The following is a 19329-nucleotide window of genomic DNA, read 5'->3' as shown; positions in this document are numbered from 1 at the left end:
CGATAAAACGAGCACGCCGAATAAGCACCAGGTCACAGCGCCGAAAAGCGCAAACGACCGGCACGAACCGGAAGTGGTGTTTCAGAGGATTGGCCACCGCGGGACCGTCCGCGCAGATGCGTGTCCGGTGCTCCCTGCCAGGCAGCTCGAAGAACTGTACGCGCTTCCACGCACCGATGCAAACGTCGTGCAAAGACGGCCGGCCGGACCCCGGGGAGAGGGGTCCGGCCGGTAGTGCCGTGCGGATCAGCTGTTGGTGGGGAAGCCCAGGTTGATGCCGCCGTGCGACGGGTCCAGCCAGCGCTGGGTCACGGCCTTGCCCCGGGTGAAGAACTGCACGCCGTCCGGGCCGTACGCGTGGGCGTCGCCGAACAGCGAGGCCTTCCAGCCGCCGAAGGAGTAGTAGGCGACCGGGACCGGGATCGGCACGTTGATGCCGACCATGCCGACCTCCACCTCGAACTGGAAGCGCCGGGCCGCGCCGCCGTCGTTGGTGAAGAGGGCGGTGCCGTTGCCGTACGGGTTGGCGTTGATCAGCGCCAGGCCCTCCTCGTACGAGTCGACGCGCACCACCGAGAGGACCGGGCCGAAGATCTCGTCGTTGTAGACGGACATGCCGGGCTTGACGTGGTCGAACAGCGTGGGGCCGAGCCAGAAGCCGTCGGCCGTCGGGGAGCCGTTCCGGTCCTCGGCGGTGACCGGGTGCTTGCGGCCGTCCACCGCGAGCTCGGCGCCGTCGGCGACCCCGGACTCCACGTAGGAGGTGACCTTGTCCCGGTGCTGGCCGGTGACCAGCGGACCCATCTCGGACTCGCCGTTGCAGCCGGGGCCGACCTTCAGGGTGGCGATCCGCTGCTTGATCTTCTCGACCAGCTCGTCGCCGATCGGGTCGACCGCGACCAGCACGGACACCGCCATGCAGCGCTCGCCGGCCGCGCCGAAGCCCGCGTTGACGGCGGCGTCGGCGGCGAGGTCGAGGTCGGCGTCCGGCAGGACCAGCATGTGGTTCTTGGCGCCGCCCAGGGCCTGCACGCGCTTGCCGTAGCGGGTGCCGGTCTCGTAGACGTAGCGGGCGATCGGGGTGGAGCCGACGAAGCTGATGGACTTGACGTCCGGGTGCTCCAGCAGGCGGTCGACGGCCACCTTGTCGCCGTGCACGACGTTGAAGACGCCGTCCGGCAGGCCGGCCTCCTTCCACAGCTCGGCGAGGAAGTTGGCGGCGGACGGGTCCTTCTCCGAGGGCTTCACCACGACGGTGTTGCCGGCCGCGATGGCGATCGGGAAGAACCACATCGGCACCATGGCCGGGAAGTTGAACGGCGAGATGATCGCGACCGGGCCGAGCGGCTGGCGGATCGAGTAGACGTCGACGCCGGTCGAGGCCTGCTCGGTGAAGCCGCCCTTGACCAGCTGCGGGATGCCGCAGGCGTACTCCACGACCTCCAGGCCGCGGGCGATCTCGCCGAGCGCGTCGGAGTGCACCTTGCCGTGCTCGGCCACGATGATCGAGGCCAGCTCGTCGCGGCGGGCGTTCAGCAGCTCGCGGAAGGCGAAGAGCACCGTCGTCCGCTTCGCGATCGAGGCGGTGCGCCACTCGGTGAAGGCCGAGGCGGCGGCGGCCACGGCCTGGTCGACCTCGGCGATCTCGGCGAAGTCGACCTGGCCGGCGACCTGGCCGGTGGCCGGGTCGAAGACCTCGCCGCGACGGGGGGCCGCACCGGCGGTGGCGACGGGCTTGCCGCCGATCCAGTGAATGATGTGCTTGCTCAAGGTCCGTCTGCCTCCGAAGTCCCGGGCGGCGTCCTGCCACCGGTCCGGTCTGGCGCCGCCCGCACGTGGGCCGGGCGACGGGAATCACGGGGCTACCGCGCTCGTCTCCCAGTCTGGTGGCCGCTCCGGCGCAGCTCAACGAACAGGCTGACGGGGATCGTGGATTCAGCCTTACAGGTCGTCCGGTCACTCGCCCGAAGGTGTGAACCCACCACGAATGCCCCCAACGGCACGGGCACCCAAACACCGCGGACACCCGCGGGACCGAGGGGTTAGGACTCCCCGTCCTCCGGCTCCTCCAGGTACGGGTCGTGCAGCCCGTCCGCCGCCTCCCGGGTCTCCAGCAGGTCCAGCCGCAGGTCCTGCGCCCAGGCCAGCGCCCACCGCTTCAGCTCGGCCACCTCCCCGGCCGGCACGCCCCGGGCGCGGAACCGCCCGTCCGCCGCCTCGGCGAGCGCCTCCAGCCGTTCGGCCAGCGCCGCGGGCTGGAAGTCCGGGTCCAACTCGGCTGCCAGCGCGAGCAGTTCGCCCTCCCGGTAGCAGCGGGTGAGGGCGTGCACGTCGATCAGGTCGCGGGGCATGCCCCGGTCCACGAGCAGCGCGGTGGTCAGTGCGGCCGCGTCCTCCAGGGCGACGGCCGGCAGCACCGCCGGGGGCTCGTCCGGTCCGGGCGCACCGAGGTCGAACCGGACCGGCCGGTGTCCCAGCGGTTCCTTGCGCAGTTCCACCGAGTGCGACCGCCCGCCCAGCGCCAGCCGGACGGTGAGCTGTTCCAGCCGCGGTGTGCCCGGCCGCTCGACGGCCCCGCCGCCCGCCGTCCGGTACGCCTCGCCCAGCGCGGCGGCCACCTCCGGCAGGTCGGCGCCGCCGGTCGCCAGGGTCAGCCCGTCCTGCGGGCGGGCCGCGACGCCGTGGGCGCGCAGCGCGTGCCCTCCCGCCAGGGCGAGGCCGTACCGGTCGCAGACGGGTGCGGCCAGCGCGGCCAGGCGCAGCTGGGCGGGGCCCGGGCGGAGGGACGCGTCGACGGCGTGCGGGACGGTGGTCACGCCTCCAGTCTGACGCGACCGCCCGCTCCACGCGCCAGTTGCCGGGCGCCCGGAGCGCTACCGGGCGCCCCCGGGCACCTCCTCACGCCCCCGGGCCCCCGGTTCCGCACGAGACGGCGCGGCTCACCAGCCGCCGAGCCGGGCCGCCGCCTCGTGCAGGGCGAGCTCCAGCAGCACCGGGTCGGTGAGCCGCCCGGAGCCGTCCGGCGGGACCAGCCAGCGCACGCCCCGACTGCGGCGCCCGGGGTGCGGGACGACGATCCAGGTGCCCTCCCCCGCACCGCGCACGCCGGTGCCGATCCAGCGGGCGGCGGTGCCGACGGGCACCAGGAAGCTGACCTGCCCGCCCCCGAAGTCGGTGAGGACCGGACCGCGGGTGCGCGGGTCCAGGACCTCCACGGCCGGGCGCCCGAGCCGTCCGGGGACGGAGAGGACGTCCCAACGCCGGCCGGCCGGCAGCAGCACCAGGCCCAGCCCGGTGCGCTCCCACTGGTCCCGGAAGGCCTCCGGGTCCGGTGCCGCCTGGGCGAGCCAGTGCAGTCCGGTGGTCTCCATGTCGTGTCCCCGCTTCTTGCCGTTCGTACTGTTCGGAGACGGCGGGAAGAGCGAGACCCGCCGTCACCAAGGAGAGGCGGACGGCGGGTCCCGATTACACGACTAGGGGCACCCGGCTACGGGCGTTCGTGGTTTCAACGGTTTCAACGGTTTCAACGGCTTCAGCCGTTTCGGCAGATCAGCGGTTCAGCATTTCAGCGTTCCAGTGGTTCAGCGTTTGAACGGTTCAGCTGTCGAAGCCGAGCCCCAGCCGGTCGAGGGTGCGCAGCCAGAGGTTGCGGTGGCCGCCGTTGCGGTCCGCCCGCTCCAGCGACCGGGTGGTGAGCTCGATCCCGGCCCAGCGCACCGGCTCGGGCGGGAACGGCAGCGGCTTGCTGCGCACCATCTCCAGCGAGGTGCGCTCGGTGCGCTCGCCGGCCAGCAGGTCGAGCATCACCTCGGCGCCGAAGCGGGTCGCGCCGACGCCGAGCCCGGTGTAGCCGACCGCGTACGCGACCTTGCCCCGGTACCCGGTGTCGAAGAACGCCGAGAACCGGCTGCAGGTGTCGATCGCGCCGCCCCAGGCGTGGGTGAAGCGCAGGCCCTCCAGCTGCGGGAAGCAGCGGAAGAAGTGGTTGGCCAGGGTGCGGAAGGTCTCCGGCCGCTGGTCGTACTCGTGCCGGACCCGGCCGCCGAAGTGGTAGACCGCGTCGTAGCCGCCCCAGAGGATCCGGTTGTCGGCGGAGAGCCGGAAGTAGTGGAACTTGTTGGCGCTGTCGCCGAGGCCCTGGCGCCCGCGCCAGCCGATCGCGGCGAGCTGCTCCTCGCTGAGCGGCTCGGTCATCAGCGCGTAGTCGTACACCGGGACGACGTACGGGCGGACCCGCTTGAGCAGCGACGGGAACACGTTGGTGCCGAGCGCGACCTTGCGGGCGAAGACCCGGCCGTACGGGGTGCGGACGGCCATGCCGCTGCCGTGCTCCCGCAGGTCGGTGGCCCGGGTGTGCTCGAAGATCCGCACGCCCTGGCCCAGGCAGGCGTCCTTGAGGCCCCAGGCGAGCTTGGCGGGGTGGACCATCGCCACGCCCTCCTTGTCCCAGAGGCCGCCGAGGAAGGTCGGCGAGTCGACCTCGGCGCGCAGCTGGTCGGCGTCCAGGACGGTGATGTCGAAGCCGTACCGGGCGACCGCCTCGGCGATCTCGTGGAGCTCCTCGACCTGGTGGGGCTGGGTGGCGACGTCGATCTCGCCGGTGCGCTCCCACTCGGCGTCGATGCCGTAGCGCTTGAGGGTGGCCTCGATGCCGTCGAGGTTGGCGGCACCGAGGCGTTCCAGCTGGGCCAGTTCGGACGGCCAGCGGTCCAGGCCGTTGCCGAAGCCGTGGGTCAGGCTGGCCGCGCAGAACCCGCCGTTGCGCCCGGACGCGGCCCACCCGACCTCGTTGCCCTCGACCAGCACGACGTCCAGCGAGGGGTCGCGTTCCTTGGCGATGAGGGCGGTCCACAGGCCGGAGTAGCCGCCGCCGACGACCAGCAGGTCGCAGGTGGTGTCGCCGACCAGGGCGGGCAGTGCCGCCGGCCGGCCGGGATCCTCCAGCCAGAAGGGGGTGGGCCTGGCGTCACTGAGTGCGCGGGCGGAGTCCATGCATTATCAGCCACTTTCTACGAATAGGTGATGGTTGTACTGGCCACCGTCGTCGACCGTATGTCAGGCGGTGGCCTTCCGGCGGTTGCCCAGCCACTGGCCGACGACGGTCAGCAGGACGGCGGCGAGGAACATCGCGGTGCCGATGACGTTCACCTGCACCGGGATGCCGCGCTGCGAGGCGCCCCAGACGAACATCGGGAAGGTGACCGTGGTCGGCCCCGAGTTGAACTGGGTGATGATGAAGTCGTCGAAGGAGAGCGCGAAGCTGAGCAGCGCGCCCGCCGCGATGCCGGGCGCCGCGAGCGGCAGGGTGACCCTCAGGAAGGTCTGGACGGGGGTCGCGTAGAGGTCCTGGGCGGCCTGTTCGAGCCTCGGGTCCATGCTCATCACGCGCGCCTTGACCGCCGTCACCACGAAGCTGAGGCAGAACATGATGTGGGCGATGAGGATGGTGGTGAACCCGAACGGGATGCGCATGTTGAGGAAGAGCGTCCCGAGCGAGGCGGCCATGACCACCTCGGGCATGGCCATCGGCAGGAAGATCATCGCGGTGGTGGCCGAGCGGCCGCGGAAGCGGTAGCGGGCCAGTGCGAAGGCGACCATGGTGCCGAGCACGGTGGCGCCGACGGTGGCGAGCACCGCGATCTGCAGGCTGAGCGAGAGCGACTGGCACATGTCGGCCACGCCGCAGGGGCTGGTCCAGGCGTCGGTGGAGAACTCGTTCCACTCGTAGTTGAACTTGCCCACCGGCTTGTTGAACGAGAAGGCGAGCACGACCAGGTTGGGCAGCACCAGGTAGGCGAGGGCCAGCAGGCCGGCCAGCACCACCAGGTGGGCGCGGATCCACTTGGAAATCCGGGACATCAGACCAGATCCTCCGTCCCGGCCTTGCGCATGTAGACCGTCACCATGCCCAGGATCAGGGCCATCAGGATGAAGCTCAGCGCGGCGGCCGTGGGGTAGTCGAGCACGTTCAGGAACTGCTTCTGGATGCCGTTGCCGACCATCTGCTCGCTCGGCGAGCCCAGCAGCTGGGCGTTGATGTAGTCGCCGGAGGCGGGGATGAAGGTCAGCAGGGTGCCCGCGACCACGCCCGGCAGCGAGATCGGGAAGGTGACCTTGCGGAAGGTGGTGAACGGCCGGGCGTAGAGGTCGCCGGCCGCCTCGTGCAGGCGCGGGTCGATCCGCTCCAGCGAGGTGTACAGCGGCAGGATCATGAACGGCAGGAAGTTGTAGGTCAGGCCGCAGACCACGGCGAGCGGCGTGGCCAGCACCCGGTCGCCGCTGGTCAGGCCGAGCAGGTTGGTGACGTCCAGGACGTGCAGCGCGTTCAGCGCGCCGACCACCGGGCCGCCGTCGGACAGGATGGTCTTCCAGGCCAGCGTGCGGATCAGGAAGCTGGTGAAGAACGGCGCGATGACCAGGATCAGGATGACGTTGCGCCAGCGCTTGCTCGCCTTGAAGGCGATCGTGTACGCGAGCGGGTAGCCGACGGCCAGGCAGAGCACGGTGGCGACGGCCGCGTAGGAGAACGAGCGCAGGAAGTGCCACCGGTACTCGACCAGGGCGTCCCAGTAGGTCGATATGTGCCAGGTGACCTTGAAGCCCTCTTCGAGCGAGCCGCTCTGCAGCGAGGTCGACGCCTGGTAGACCAGCGGGACGGCGAAGAAGACGACCAGCCAGGCGATGCCGGGAAGCAGCAGCCAGTACGGGGTGAGCTTGCGCCTGGGCTTCGGCGCCGGTCCCTCCAGCGGTATGACCTGGGGTGGCGCGGCCGGGGTGGTGGCGGTCATGCGGCCTCCTCCGCGGTGCCCGCGTCGATCGCCTGGGCGGCGTCGAGGGCGAAGGAGTGCGCCGGGTTCCAGTGCAGCTGGACGGCGGCGCCGGGGACGATCCGCGCGTCGCGCTCCATGTTCTGCTCGAAGACGGTGACCTCCTGGCCGCCGTCGGTGCGCACCACGTACTGGGTGGAGACGCCGATGAAGCTGGAGTCGAGCACCGTGCCGGCCAGCCGGTTGCGGCCGTCGGCGACCTGCTCGGAGGCGTGGGTGATGGTGATCTTCTCCGGGCGCACGCCCAGGTGGACGCGCTTGGCGTCGGTGGCGCAGCGCGCCTTCGGCACCGCGAGGCGGGCGCCGGCCGCGCTGAGCAGCAGGTCGCCGCCCTCGGTGCCGGTGACCTCGGCGGGCAGCAGGTTGGACTGGCCGAGGAAGTTGGCCACGAAGGTGGTGGCGGGGTTCTCGTACAGGTCGGCGGGGGCGCCCAGCTGCTCGACCCGGCCGCCGTTCATCACCGCGATGGTGTCGGCCATGGTCATGGCCTCCTCCTGGTCGTGGGTGACGTGCACGAAGGTGATGCCGACCTCGGTCTGGATCCGCTTGAGCTCCAGCTGCATCTGGCGGCGGAGCTTGAGGTCGAGCGCGCCGAGCGGCTCGTCCAGGAGCAGCACCTGCGGGTGGTTGATCAGTGCGCGGGCGACCGCGACGCGCTGCTGCTGGCCGCCGGAGAGCTGGTGCGGCTTGCGCCGGGCGTACTGGCCGAGCTCGACCAGCTCCAGCATCTCCTCGACCTGCTTCCTGACGTCCTTCCTGCCGCGCCGGCGCAGGCCGAAGGCGACGTTCTCGAAGATGTCCAGGTGCGGGAAGAGCGCGTAGCTCTGGAAGACGGTGTTCACCGGCCGCTTGTACGGGGGCAGGGCGGTGACGTCCTGGCCGCCGATCAGGACGGTGCCGCTGGTGGGCTCCTCCAGGCCGGCGATCATGCGCAGGGTGGTGGTCTTGCCGCAGCCGGAGGCGCCGAGCAGGGCGAAGAACGAGCCCTGCGGGGCGGTCAGGTCGAGCGGGTGGACGGCGGTGAAGGAGCCGTAGGTCTTGCCGATGCCGGTGAGCCGGACGTCGCCGCCGACGGCCGCGTCGCGCTGCTGGTCTGTCATGGGGTGGTGTCTTCCTGGGATTCTCTGCCGGGAGCGGGGGTCAGGCGCCGATGAGCTTGGAGAACTTCTGCTCGAAGTCGCTCTCCTCGCTCTCGGAGAGCGTGCGGAACACGTGCGCCCTGCCCGCCATCTCGGGGGTGGGTACGACCAGCGGGTTGGCCGCGGTGTCCGGGGCGATGCCAGCGAGCTCGTCCTTCATCCCGGTGACGGCGGAGACGAAGCCGATGCCCGCGACCAGCTGCGCCGCGATCTTCGGCTGATAGTAGAAGTCGATCAGCTTCTCCGCGTTCGCCTTGTGCTGGGCCCTGGCCGGGACCAGCATGTTGTCGGTCGAGGCGATGTAGCCCTTCTCCGGGATGACGAACTCGATGTCCGGGTTGTCGGCGCGCAGTTGGATCAGGTCGCCGCCCCAGGCGATGCAGGCCGCGATGTCGCCGGCGGAGAGCTCCTGGCCGTAGTCGTTGCCGGTGAAGCGGCGGATCTGCTTGCTGTCGACGGCCTTCTGGAGGCGGGCGACCGCGCCGTCGAAGTCGTCGGCGGTGAACCTCTCGGTGCTCCTGCCCTGGTCCAGCAGGACCATCCCGATGCTGTCGCGCATCTCGGAGAGGAAGGTGACCCGGCCCTTGAGGTCGGGATCGTCCAGCAGCTGGGAGACGCTGGTGACCTCCTTCCCCCTGGTCGCCTTCCGGTTGTACGCGACGACGGTCTGGATGCCGGCCCACGGGTAGGAGTAGAGCCGCCCCGGGTCCCAGTCGGGGGCGCGGAAGCGCGACTCGATATTGGTGATCGCGGTGGTGACGTTCGCCGGGTTGAGCTTCTGCACCCAGCCGAGCCGGATCAGCCGGGCGGCCATCCAGTCGGTGAGCACCATCAGGTCGCGGCCGGTGTCCTGGCCGGAGGCGAGCTGCGGCTTGATCTTCCCGAAGAACTCGACGTTGTCGTTGACGTCCTCGTTGTACTTCACCTTGATCCCGGTGGCCTCGGTGAAGGCCTCCAGGGTGCCGTGCTTCTCCTTGTCCTTCTCGTCCGTGTCCACGTACAGCGGCCAGTTGGAGAAGTCGACCTCCTTCTGCGTCTCCGAGAGGTCCTTGGCGGCGTTCGCGGTCGAGTCGCCGGTCGCCCGGGGGGCCGCCGGGATCCCGCAGGCGGCCAGGGTGCCCGCTCCGGCGCTCAGCGCGGCGGCGCGCAGCAGGGTGCGGCGGCCGAGCGCGGCCCGGCCGCTGGTCAGACTGCGTTCCCAGGCCCTTCGGACCGGTTCGGGCAGACCGTCGGTGAGCTCGTTGAACGCCATGGAACGGGCCTCCTGGGGGAGATGGGGTGTGGGGGCACCCGCGTGGTCCGGGGGTTATCTGTCTCCGAAGACGGTGCGGTGCCAGTCCTTGCGGGCCACCGCGGTGGTGTCGAACATGACGTGCTTGACCTGGGTGTACTCGTCCAGCGAGTACTGGGACATGTCCTTGCCGTAGCCGGACGCCTTGTAGCCGCCGTGCGGCATCTCGCTGATGATCGGGATGTGGTCGTTGACCCAGACGCAGCCGGCCGCGATCTCCCGGGTGGCGCGCAGCGAGCGGTGCACGTTGCTCGTCCAGGCGGAGGCGGCCAGCCCGTACGGGGTGTCGTTGGCCAGCCGCAGGCCCTCGTCGTCGCCGTCGAAGGGCAGCACCACCAGCACCGGGCCGAAGATCTCGCCCTGCACGACCTCGCTGTCCTGGGCCGCGCCGGTGATCAGGGTCGGCCGGTAGTACGCGCCCCGGGTGAGGTCGGTGCCGTCGTGGCCCTTCTCCGGGGCCCGGCCGCCGGTGACCACGGTGGCGTACGAGCGGGCGCGCTCCACGAAGCCGGCCACCCGGTCCCGGTGGGCGTACGAGACCAGCGGGCCGAGGTCGGTGCGCGGGTTCAGCGGGTCGCCGATCCGGATCGCCGCGTACAGCTCGGCCACCCCGGCCACGAAGGCGTCGTACAGCGGGCGCTGGACGTAGGCGCGGGTGGCGGCGGTGCAGTCCTGGCCGCCGTTGATCAGCGAGGCCGCGACCGCTCCGTGCACCGCGGCGTCCAGGTCGGCGTCGTCGAAGACCACGAACGGGGCCTTGCCGCCGAGCTCCAGGTGGGTGCGCTTGACGCCCGCGGTGGCGATCTCGGCGACCCGCTTGCCGACGCCGGTGGAGCCGGTGAAGGAGACCATCGCGACGTCCGGGTGCCCGACCAGGTGCTCGCCCGCGGTGCGCCCGGCGCCGGTGACCACGTTGACCACGCCGTCCGGGATGCCGGCGGCGGTGCAGGCCCGGGCGAACATCAGCGAGGTCAGCGGGGTCAGCTCGGCCGGCTTGAGCACGATGGTGTTGCCCGCGGCGATCGCCGGGAGGATCTTCCAGGCGGCCATCTGCAGCGGGTAGTTCCACGGCGAGATCGAGCCGACCACGCCGACCGCCTCGCGCCGCACGTACGAGGTGTGGTCGCCGGAGTACTCGCCGGCCGCCTTGCCCTCCAGGTTGCGGGCGGCGCCGGCGAAGAAGGCGGCGTTGTCGACGGTGCCGGGCACGTCGAACTCGGTGGCCAGCTTGACCGGCTTGCCGGTCTGCGCGGTCTCCACCCGGGCCAGGTCGTCGGCCGCCCCGGCCAGCACGGCGGCCAGCCGGGTGAGCGCCTCGGAGCGCGCACCGGGGGTGGCCGAGGACCAGCCGGGCAGGGCCGCCCTGGCGGCGGCGACGGCGGTGTCCACGTCCCCGGCGGTGGCCAGCGCGACCTGCTCGACCACGCTGCCGTCGGCGGGGTTGACGACCTGGAAGGGCTCGCCGCTCCCCCTGGTCTGGCGTCCCGCGATGTACTGCGCGCCCGGGCCGAAGTCGGTCAGGTCCATCTGGTTCCTCCAAGTGCCGTGGTTCGACCGCTGCGGGGTCACGCGTCCGCGGTGGGGGTCTGCGGTCCCGCTGACCTTGCCTGCTGCGGGGTTGGGGTGACAAGGGTCACTTCGACAACCTCGGCACGAAGGGCCTTACAGGGTGCAAGGGTGCGGGCAGGGCAACAGGTCGTCGGGGGGATGGATGATTTACCTGACACCCTGACTGCACGACCCTGACCGCACACCCCGACCGCGTCACCCTGACCGCGTCACCCGAAACCAGAACGCCCGGAGCCCCGGCTCCGCTCTCCACAGCCCCGGAGGCCCGCGATGCTCCCCACCGTCGCCCGAGTCCTCGACCTCGACGTGATGCGGCGCGGCCTGCCCCAGGTGGTGGCCGGCGCCGACCACCTGGAGCGGCCGGTCCGCTGGGTCCACGTCAGCGAACTGCCCGACGTCGCCGGGATGCTCCGCGGCGGCGAACTGGTGCTGACCACCGGCATCGCGCTGCCCGAGGACCGCGAGGGCCTGGCCCGCTACGTGCGCGAGCTGGACGAGGTCGGGGTGGCCGGCCTGGTCGTCGAGTTCGGGCGGCGCTACTTCGACTCGCTCCCCCGCGCCCTGGTCAACGCCGCCGAGCAGCGCGGACTGCCGCTGATCACGCTCCGCCGCGAGCTGCGCTTCGTCGCCGTCACCGAGGCCGTGCACGCCCTGGTGGTCAACTCCCAGCTGGAGCAGCTGCGGATCTCCGAGTCGGTCCACCAGGTCTTCAACGAGCTGGTGGTGGAGGGCGCCGAGCCGCCCGAGGTGATCCGCCAGGTGTCCCGGATGGCCGGCGCCCCCGTCGTCCTGGAGAACCTGGCCCACCAGGTGCTCGCCCACGACGCCGCCGGACGCCCGGAGGCCGAGGTGCTGGAGGACTGGGAGCGCCGCTCGCGCGGCGTCCGTCCGGCCGGGCGCACCGGCCACGACCCGCGCAGCGGCTGGCTGGTCACCACCGTCGGAGCCCGCGGCCAGGACTGGGGCCGGCTGGTGCTGGTGCAGGAGCCCGGCCCGCTGCCCGAGGGCGAGGCCCACCCGCACACCATGCTGCTGGAGCGCGGCGCCTCCGCACTGGCGCTCAACCGGCTGGTGGTGCGCGACCGGGAGAGCCTGGAGCGGCAGACCCACCGCACCCTGCTGTCCGGCATCCTCACCCATGCGCTGACCGTCTCCGAGGCGGCGCTGCGCGCCCAGGCCCTCGGCATCCCGCTGGAGGGCCGCCGGCTGGTCGGCGTGGTGCTGCGGCAGCGGCGCGGCCCGATCCCGGCCGCGCTGGAGGCGCAGGCCCGGCTGCGCGACTTCACCGAACTGGCCGCCGGCGCCGTCCGGGCCTGCCGGCTGACCGCCCTGGTCGGCGCGCTGGACGACGAGGCCATCGGGCTGCTGATCACGCTCGGCACCCAGCAGGACGAGCACGCCTCGCTGGACGCCCTCTCCGCCGCGCTGCGCCGGATGTCCGCCGAGGCCGGACGGGAGGGCGGCGACCCGGCGGGCCCGGTGGTCGCGGTCGGCTCCTCGGTCGGCTCGGTGCGCGACGCCCGGCGCACCCTGCTGGAGGCCACCCAGGTCGCCGACGCCGCCCTGCACGACGCGCCCGGCGGCCGCAGCTCCTCCTACTACCGCCTGCCGGACGTCCGGCTGCGCGGCCTGCTCCACCTGCTGCGCGACGACGCCCGGCTGCAGACGTACGTGGAGCGGGAGTTGGGCCCGCTGCTGGCCCACGACGCCGAGCACAACGGCCAGTTGGTGCAGATGCTGCGGATCTACCTGGAGCAGGGCCGGAACAAGTCGGCCGCGGCGGACGCCGCGCACCTGTCCCGGCCGTCCTTCTACGACCGGCTGCACAAGGTCGAGCGGATCCTCGGCGTCGACCTCGACCAGGTGGAGTCCTGCCTCTCCCTGCACGTGGCGCTGCTCGCCCTGGACGCCGTCCGGCGGTAGCGGTCACACCCCGGTGATGCGCCCCCAGACCTTGTGCAGCTCGGGCCGCTCGGCCGAGGTGACGTCGCGCATGGTGTGCAGCCGGGCGCGCATCCCGTCGGTCGGGAACACCAGCGGGTTCTCGGCGAGTTCGGCCTTCTCCTTGTCGCCGCTGGCCGCCAGCACCTCGCGGGCGGCCGGCACCGGGCAGATGTACTGGACGAACGCGGCGAGTTCGGCGGCCACCTCGGGCTGGTAGTAGTAGTCGATCAGCAGCTCGGCGTTGCGCTTGTGGGCGGCCCGGTTGGGGATCATCAGGCTCTCCGCCCACAGCTCGCCGCCCTCCTCCGGCACCACGAACTCGATGTCCGGGTTCTCGGCGGTGAGCTGGACGGCGTCGCCGGAGTAGGCCTGGCAGGCGAGCGCCGCACCGGAGGCGAGGTCGCTGGTGTAGTCGTTGCCGGTGAAGCGCCGGACGTGGCCGCTGTCCACCGTCTTCTGCACCAGGTCCATCGCCCGGCGCGCGTCGTCGTCGGTGAACTTCGCGATGTCCGCGCCCTGGGAGAGCATCAGCAGCCCGAGCGCCTCGTCCAGCCCGGCGAACAGCGTGACCCGGCCCTTGAGGTCGGGCGCCCACAGGTCGGCGGTGGACCTGATCTCCCGGCCGAGCGCCTTGCGGTTGTAGGCGATGCCGGTGATCCCGGACTGCCACGGCACGCTGCGCCGGCGCCCGGGGTCGAAGGCCGGGTCGGCCAGCTGCGGGTCCAGGTTGGCCGTGACGTTGGGCAGGTTGGCCCGGTCCATGGCCTGCACCCAGCCCAGCGAGACGTACCGCCCGGCCATCCAGTCGCTGATCACCATCAGGTCCCGGCCGGGGGCGGCGCCCTGGGTGAGCACCGGGCTGATCTTGCCGAAGAACTCGTCGTTGTCGTTGATGTCCTCGGTGTAGCCGACCGCGATCCCGGTCTTCTCGCTGAAGGCGTCCAGGGTGGGACGCCCGCCCGCGTCGTCGGTGTCGATGTACTGCGTCCAGTTGGAGAAGACGAGCCGCTTGTCGTCCTCCGAACGGTCCGGCGCCGAGCGGCGGTCCTCGGCCACGTACGCGGCCGGGATGCCGCAACCGGTCAGCACGCCGGCGCCGAGCAGCGCGGCCCCGCCGAGCACGGAACGCCGGCGGACGGGGCTGGAGGCGGGAGGACGGCGGGTCAGGGTGGAGCTGCTGGGCATGAGCGGCCTTCCGGAGCGTGGGACGGCCCCGGGCACGCGGGTGCTCGGGGCCGTCCTGGTTGGTACGTCAGACAGTGTGCGCGTCGGTGAGCGACAGCACCTCGTCCAGGACCGCGAGGCCGGTCTTGGCCTCCTCCTCGGTGACGGTGCACGGCGGGACGACGTGGAAGCGGTTCATGTTGACGAACGGCCAGAGCCCGCGCTGCTTGCAGGCCGCGGCCAGCTCGCCCATCGGCGCGTTGGCGGCGCCGGCCGCGTTGTAGGGCACCAGCGGCTCGCGGGTCTCCCGGCTCTTCACCAGGTCGAGCGCCCAGAACACGCCGAGGCCGCGGACCTCGCCGATCGACGGGTGCCGCTCGGCCAGCTCGCGCAGGCCGGGGCCGAGCACCGTCTCGCCGATGTGCTTGGCGTTCTCGACGATGCCCTCCTCCGCCATGGTGGTGATGGTCGCCACCGCGGAGGCGCAGGCCAGCGGGTGGCCGGAGTAGGTGAGCCCGCCGGGGAAGGGCCGCTCGGCGAAGGTGGCCGCGATCTCGGCGCTGATCGCCACGCCGCCCAGCGGCACGTAGCCCGAGTTGACGCCCTTGGCGAAGGTGAGCAGGTCCGGGGTGACGCCCCAGTGGTCGGCGGCGAACCACTCGCCGGTGCGGCCGAAGCCGGCCATCACCTCGTCCAGGATGAACACGATCCCGTAGCGGTCGCAGATCTCCCGCACCCCGGCCAGGTAGCCGGCCGGCGGGACCAGGATGCCCGCGGTGCCGACCACGGTCTCCAGGATGATCGCCGCGACGGTGCCGGGCCCCTCGAACGCGATCACCTGCTCCAGGTGCTCCAGCGCGCGCTCGCACTCCTGCGCCTCGTTCTCGGCGTGGAAGTTGGAGCGGTAGGCGTACGGCCCCCAGAAGTGCACCACGCCGGAGACGCCGCCCTCGTTGGGCCAGCGCCGCGGGTCGCCGGTGAGGGCGATCGCGTTGGCGGTGGCGCCGTGGTACGAGCGGTAGGTGGACAGCACCTTCTGCCGGCCGGTGTGCAGCCGGGCCAGCCGGATGGCGTTCTCGTTGGCCTCGGCGCCGCCGTTGGTGAAGAAGATCTTGTCCAGGTCTCCGGGGGTGCGCTCGGCGATCAGCCGGGCGGCCTCGCTGCGCGCCTCGACCGCGAAGCCGGGGGCGATGGTGCAGAGCTTCGCCGCCTGCTCCTGGATCGCGGCGACCACCTTCGGGTGCTGGTGGCCGATGTTGGTGTTGACCAGCTGCGAGGAGAAGTCGAGGTAGCGGTTGCCGTCGTAGTCCCAGAAGTACGAGCCCTCGGCGCCGGCCACCGCGAGGGGGTCGATCAGCGCCTGGGCGGACCACGAGTGGAAGACGTGCGCGCGGTCGACGGCCTTGACGGCCTGGCCGGCAGCTGAGTCAGCGGTGGGAATGCTCATGCCGGTAAGGCTAGGGCGGGCCCGTCCCCGAAGGGCAGTTCCATCGTGTCAGCCGGTCGCGCCAACCGTCGACAGGGTGCAAAGACACAGGGCCCGGGTCGAGAAGACCCGGGCCCATGGTCGGTTCATACGACCTGAATCAGATCGCGGTCATACGGCGTCCGACGGTCACGACCCGCTCAGATCGCGGTCATACCGCGTCCAACGGTCACGACCCGCTCAGATCGCGGTCATGACGTGCTTCACCCGGGTGTAGTCCTCGAAGCCGTACGCCGACAGGTCCTTGCCGTAGCCGGACTTCTTGAAGCCGCCGTGCGGCATCTCGGCGACCAGCGGGATGTGGGTGTTGATCCAGACGCAGCCGAAGTCCAGGCGGCGCGACATCCGCATGGCGCGGGCGTGGTCCTTGGTCCACACCGAGGAGGCCAGCGCGAACTCGACGCCGTTGGCGTACTCGACGGCCTGGTCCTCGTCGGTGAACTTCTGCACGGTGATGACCGGGCCGAAGACCTCGTTCTGGATGATCTCGTCGTCCTGGTTCAGGCCGGAGACGACGGTCGGGGCGTAGAAGTACCCCTTGTCACCGACCCGGTGGCCACCGGCCTCGACCTTGGCGTGGGCGGGCAGCCGCTCGATGAAGCCGGAGACCTGCTTCAGCTGGTTGGCGTTGTTCAGCGGGCCGTACAGCACGTCCTCGTCGTCCACGCCGCCGGTCTTGGTCTCGGCCGCGGCCTTGGCCAGCGCCTCGACGAAGGCGTCGTGGATCGACTCGTGGACCAGCACGCGGGTGGCGGCCGTACAGTCCTGGCCGGCGTTGAAGTAGCCCGCCACCGAGATGCCCTCGACGGCCTCGGCGATGTCGGCGTCCTCGAAGACCACGACCGGGGCCTTGCCGCCCAGCTCCAGGTGGACGCGCTTGACGTCCTTGGAAGCGGACTCGGCGACCGAGATGCCGGCGCGCACCGAGCCGGTGATGGAGGCCATCGCCGGGGTCTTGTGCTCGACCATCAGCTTGCCGGTCTCGCGGTCGCCGCAGATGACGTTGAAGACGCCGGCCGGCAGCTCCAGCTCCTTGAGCACGCCGCCGATGATCTCGGCCAGCAGCACGGTGGAGGCCGGGGTGGTGTCGGAGGGCTTCAGCACGACGGCGTTGCCCGCGGCGATGGCCGGGGCGAACTTCCAGACGGCCATCATCATCGGGTAGTTCCACGGCGCGACCTGGGCGCAGACGCCGACCGGCTCGCGGCGGATGATCGAGGTCATCCCGTCCATGTACTCACCGGCGGCCTTGCCCTCCAGCATGCGGGCCGCACCGGCGAAGAACCGGATCTGGTCCACCATCGGGCCGATCTCCTCGGAGAGGGTCAGCGCGCGGGGCTTGCCGGTGTTGCGCACCTCGGTGTCGACGATCTCGTCGGCGCGGGCCTCGACCGCGTCGGCGATCTTGAGCAGCAGCTTCTGCCGGGTGCTCGGGGTGGAGTCGCGCCAGATCGGGAACGCGGCGGCGGCCGAGGCCATGGCGGCGTCCACGTCAGCGGCACCGGACAGCGGCGACGTCGCGTAGACCTCACCGGTGGTCGGGTCGACGATGTCGAGCGTGCGGCCGTCGACCGCGTCGACGAACTCACCGTTGATGTAGTTGCGCAGCGTGCGAAGGTCGCTCACGGATCTCTCCTCGGTCTGGGCCTGCGGCGTTGCAGATTCCGGCGCCATGGTACGTCGGCGGGTCCGGCGTACGAAGGGTCCCGAGTGGCCGCACCCGGAGCGGCGCGGTCCACTGGTGGCGGTACGTGCGGCGGCCCTCGGGGGCGCGCGCGTACGGTGCCAGGGTAGCCGCACGACTGCTGGTATCGACAGGCGGAGTGCGCTCCGGCAATGAAATCCGCATACGTTTTCCAAGATCACGACGAAATCAGCAGTTTCCACGCTTGCGAACGCGCGAACGATCAGGCACAGTGGCCGCGTGGCCAACCGCGACCGGAACGCCAGCGTTCCCCTCGACGCCGCCTCCAAGGCGATCATCGAGCAGCTCCAGGAGGACGGGCGCCGCCCGTACGCCGCCATCGGCAAGGCCGTCGGCCTGTCCGAGGCGGCCGTGCGGCAGCGCGTCCAGAAGCTGCTCGACCAGGGCGTGATGCAGATCGTCGCCGTCACGGACCCGCTCACCGTCGGCTTCACCCGCCAGGCGATGGTCGGCATCCGGGTCGAGGGCGACATCGAACCCGTCGCCGACGCGTTGGCCGCCCTCGACGAGGTCGACTACGTCGTCTGCACCGCAGGCTCGTTCGACCTCCTGGCCGAACTGGTCTGCGAGGACGACGAGCACCTGCTCGAAATGATCAACAAGCGCATCCGCGCGCTTCCCGGCGTGCGGAGCACCGAGAGCTTCGTTTACCTGAAGCTCCGGAAACAGACCTACACCTGGGGCACCCGATGACAGCCGACCCGGCGCAGAAGGACCTTTCCAAGACCGCCTACGACCACCTGTGGATGCACTTCACCCGCATGTCGTCGTACGAGAACTCCCCCGTGCCGACGATCGTCAAGGGCGAGGGCACCTACGTCTGGGACGACAAGGGACGCAAGTACCTCGACGGCCTCGCCGGCCTGTTCGTCGTCCAGGCCGGCCACGGCCGTGAGGAGCTCGCCGAGGCCGCCGCCAAGCAGGCCAAGGAGCTCGCCTTCTTCCCGGTGTGGAGCTACGCCCACCCGAAGGCCGTCGAGCTGGCCGAGCGCCTGGCCAACTACGCCCCGGGCGACCTGAACAAGGTCTTCTTCTCCACCGGTGGCGGCGAGGCCGTCGAGACCGCCTGGAAGCTCGCCAAGCAGTACTTCAAGCTGACCGGCAAGCCGACCAAGTACAAGGTCATCTCGCGCGCCGTCGCCTACCACGGCACCCCGCAGGGCGCCCTGTCGATCACCGGCCTGCCGGGCCTGAAGGCCCCGTTCGAGCCGCTGGTCCCGGGCACCCACAAGGCGCCCAACACCAACATCTACCGCGCCCCGGCCTTCCTCGAGGGCCCCGACGGCACGGTCGACCCCGAGGCCTACGGCCGCTGGTGCGCCGACGAGATCGAGGTGGCCATCCTCAACGAGGGCGCCGAGACCGTCGCCGCCGTCTTCGTCGAGCCGGTGCAGAACGCCGGTGGCTGCTTCCCGCCGCCGCCCGGGTACTTCCAGCGCCTGCGCGAGATCTGCGACCGCCACGACGTGCTGCTGGTCTCGGACGAGGTCATCTGCGCCTTCGGCCGCCTGGGCACCATGTTCGGCGCCGACAAGTTCGGCTACCAGCCCGACATGATCACCTGCGCCAAGGGCATGACCTCGGGCTACTCCCCGATCGGCGCCACGATCATCTCGGACCGCCTCGCCGAGCCGTTCTACAAGGGTGACAACACCTTCCTGCACGGCTACACCTTCGGTGGCCACCCGGTCTCCTCCGCGGTGGCGCTGGCCAACCTCGACATCTTCGAGCGCGAGGGCCTGAACCAGCACGTGCTCGACAACGAGTCGGCGTTCCTGGGCACCCTGGACAAGCTGCGCGACCTGCCGATCGTCGGCGACGTCCGCGGCAACGGGTACTTCTACGGCATCGAGCTCGTGAAGGACAAGGTCACCAAGGAGTCGTTCAACGACGAGGAGGTCGAGCGCGTCCTCTACGGCTTCCTGTCGAAGGCCCTCTTCGACAACGGCCTGTACTGCCGCGCCGACGACCGTGGCGACCCGGTCATCCAGCTGGCCCCGCCGCTGATCTCCGACCAGTCGACCTTCGACGAGATCGAGCAGATCCTGCGGACCAGCCTCACCGACGCGTGGGCGAAGATCTGATCCCCTGAGCCTTCTTCCCCACCCTCCGCCGAAGGGCGGCCCCGCTCCCCGCGGGGGCGGCCCGGGGGGGCCCCCGGGGCCGCAAACAAACACGCCGAAGAACAAACACAGTGTCATATA

The 19329-nt window shown here is 71.1% G+C and carries 15 protein-coding genes; 3 read left to right on the top strand and 12 right to left on the bottom strand.

Annotated elements, in window-relative coordinates:
- Positions 1-246 precede the first annotated feature (246 nt).
- The 9 genes from ACFCY1_RS40060 to ACFCY1_RS40020 all read right to left on the bottom strand — a co-directional run bounded on the left by ACFCY1_RS40060 (position 247) and on the right by ACFCY1_RS40020 (position 10784).
- Complete coding sequence (locus ACFCY1_RS40060) at positions 247-1770, bottom strand: CoA-acylating methylmalonate-semialdehyde dehydrogenase (RefSeq protein WP_375877704.1); 1524 nt, start codon at positions 1768-1770, stop codon at positions 247-249.
- A gap of 272 nt (positions 1771-2042) precedes the next feature.
- Entirely contained in the window at positions 2043-2816 is a 774-nt protein-coding gene (locus ACFCY1_RS40055) for a nucleotidyl transferase AbiEii/AbiGii toxin family protein (protein ID WP_375877703.1), read from the bottom strand.
- Between the two features lie 123 nt (positions 2817-2939).
- Entirely contained in the window at positions 2940-3371 is a 432-nt protein-coding gene (locus ACFCY1_RS40050; RefSeq protein WP_375877702.1) for a hypothetical protein, read from the bottom strand.
- A gap of 226 nt (positions 3372-3597) precedes the next feature.
- On the bottom strand, positions 3598-4992 hold the full coding sequence (locus tag ACFCY1_RS40045; protein ID WP_375877701.1) for an NAD(P)/FAD-dependent oxidoreductase: 1395 nt from the start codon (positions 4990-4992) through the stop codon (positions 3598-3600).
- A 63-nt stretch (positions 4993-5055) separates the two neighbouring features.
- Entirely contained in the window at positions 5056-5859 is an 804-nt protein-coding gene (locus ACFCY1_RS40040) for an ABC transporter permease (protein WP_375877700.1), read from the bottom strand.
- A complete protein-coding gene (locus tag ACFCY1_RS40035; protein WP_375877699.1) occupies positions 5859-6788 on the bottom strand; it encodes an ABC transporter permease in 930 nt (309 codons plus the stop codon). The genes ACFCY1_RS40040 and ACFCY1_RS40035 overlap by 1 nt, the downstream gene beginning before the upstream one ends.
- Positions 6785-7927, bottom strand: a complete 1143-nt coding sequence (locus ACFCY1_RS40030; RefSeq protein ID WP_375877698.1) for an ABC transporter ATP-binding protein — start codon at positions 7925-7927, stop codon at positions 6785-6787. The genes ACFCY1_RS40035 and ACFCY1_RS40030 overlap by 4 nt, the downstream gene beginning before the upstream one ends.
- Before the next feature lie 40 nt (positions 7928-7967).
- Entirely contained in the window at positions 7968-9218 is a 1251-nt protein-coding gene (locus ACFCY1_RS40025) for an extracellular solute-binding protein (RefSeq protein WP_375877697.1), read from the bottom strand.
- A 54-nt stretch (positions 9219-9272) separates the two neighbouring features.
- On the bottom strand, positions 9273-10784 hold the full coding sequence (locus ACFCY1_RS40020; protein WP_049651902.1) for a gamma-aminobutyraldehyde dehydrogenase: 1512 nt from the start codon (positions 10782-10784) through the stop codon (positions 9273-9275).
- A 312-nt stretch (positions 10785-11096) separates the two neighbouring features.
- On the opposite strand from ACFCY1_RS40020, the gene ACFCY1_RS40015 reads away from it, so the two are divergent.
- Complete coding sequence (locus ACFCY1_RS40015) at positions 11097-12749, top strand: PucR family transcriptional regulator (RefSeq protein WP_375877696.1); 1653 nt, start codon at positions 11097-11099, stop codon at positions 12747-12749.
- Positions 12750-12752: 3 nt separating this feature from the next.
- Here the strand turns inward: ACFCY1_RS40015 and ACFCY1_RS40010 are convergent, their stop codons facing one another.
- The 3 genes from ACFCY1_RS40010 to ACFCY1_RS40000 form a co-directional block, all read right to left on the bottom strand.
- Positions 12753-13955 (bottom strand): spermidine/putrescine ABC transporter substrate-binding protein, encoded by a 1203-nt coding sequence (locus ACFCY1_RS40010; protein WP_074001527.1) that lies wholly within the window; start codon positions 13953-13955, stop codon positions 12753-12755.
- Between the two features lie 67 nt (positions 13956-14022).
- A complete protein-coding gene (locus tag ACFCY1_RS40005) occupies positions 14023-15381 on the bottom strand; it encodes an aspartate aminotransferase family protein (protein ID WP_375877695.1) in 1359 nt (452 codons plus the stop codon).
- A 219-nt stretch (positions 15382-15600) separates the two neighbouring features.
- A complete protein-coding gene (locus ACFCY1_RS40000; protein ID WP_049651898.1) occupies positions 15601-17094 on the bottom strand; it encodes a gamma-aminobutyraldehyde dehydrogenase in 1494 nt (497 codons plus the stop codon).
- Positions 17095-17344: 250 nt separating this feature from the next.
- Between ACFCY1_RS40000 and ACFCY1_RS39995 the strand changes: the two genes are divergently transcribed.
- On the top strand, positions 17345-17818 hold the full coding sequence (locus ACFCY1_RS39995; RefSeq protein ID WP_030306695.1) for an Lrp/AsnC family transcriptional regulator: 474 nt from the start codon (positions 17345-17347) through the stop codon (positions 17816-17818).
- Positions 17815-19209 (top strand): aspartate aminotransferase family protein, encoded by a 1395-nt coding sequence (locus ACFCY1_RS39990; RefSeq protein WP_049651897.1) that lies wholly within the window; start codon positions 17815-17817, stop codon positions 19207-19209. Before ACFCY1_RS39995 ends, ACFCY1_RS39990 begins: the two co-directional genes overlap by 4 nt.
- The last annotated feature ends 120 nt before the right edge of the window (positions 19210-19329 follow it).

Source organism: Kitasatospora sp. NPDC056273 (genome assembly GCF_042268845.1).
GTDB lineage: Bacteria > Actinomycetota > Actinomycetes > Streptomycetales > Streptomycetaceae > Kitasatospora.
The sequence above is the reverse complement of the archived record's forward strand: the minus strand, read 5'-3'. Positions and strand labels throughout refer to the sequence as shown.

Bases quoted from the DNA above. Each gene is read 5' to 3' on its own strand.
- ACFCY1_RS40050 (WP_375877702.1), bottom strand. From the start codon at position 3,371: ATGGAGACCACCGGACTGCACTGGCTCGCCCAGGCGGCACCGGACCCG.
- ACFCY1_RS40045 (WP_375877701.1), bottom strand. From the start codon at position 4,992: ATGGACTCCGCCCGCGCACTCAGTGACGCCAGGCCCACCCCCTTCTGG.
- ACFCY1_RS40040 (WP_375877700.1), bottom strand. From the start codon at position 5,859: ATGTCCCGGATTTCCAAGTGGATCCGCGCCCACCTGGTGGTGCTGGCC.
- ACFCY1_RS40035 (WP_375877699.1), bottom strand. From the start codon at position 6,788: ATGACCGCCACCACCCCGGCCGCGCCACCCCAGGTCATACCGCTGGAG.
- ACFCY1_RS40030 (WP_375877698.1), bottom strand. From the start codon at position 7,927: ATGACAGACCAGCAGCGCGACGCGGCCGTCGGCGGCGACGTCCGGCTC.
- ACFCY1_RS40025 (WP_375877697.1), bottom strand. From the start codon at position 9,218: ATGGCGTTCAACGAGCTCACCGACGGTCTGCCCGAACCGGTCCGAAGG.
- ACFCY1_RS40020 (WP_049651902.1), bottom strand. From the start codon at position 10,784: ATGGACCTGACCGACTTCGGCCCGGGCGCGCAGTACATCGCGGGACGC.
- ACFCY1_RS40015 (WP_375877696.1), top strand. From the start codon at position 11,097: ATGCTCCCCACCGTCGCCCGAGTCCTCGACCTCGACGTGATGCGGCGC.
- ACFCY1_RS40010 (WP_074001527.1), bottom strand. From the start codon at position 13,955: ATGCCCAGCAGCTCCACCCTGACCCGCCGTCCTCCCGCCTCCAGCCCC.
- ACFCY1_RS40005 (WP_375877695.1), bottom strand. From the start codon at position 15,381: ATGAGCATTCCCACCGCTGACTCAGCTGCCGGCCAGGCCGTCAAGGCC.
- ACFCY1_RS40000 (WP_049651898.1), bottom strand. From the start codon at position 17,094: ATGGCGCCGGAATCTGCAACGCCGCAGGCCCAGACCGAGGAGAGATCC.
- ACFCY1_RS39990 (WP_049651897.1), top strand. From the start codon at position 17,815: ATGACAGCCGACCCGGCGCAGAAGGACCTTTCCAAGACCGCCTACGAC.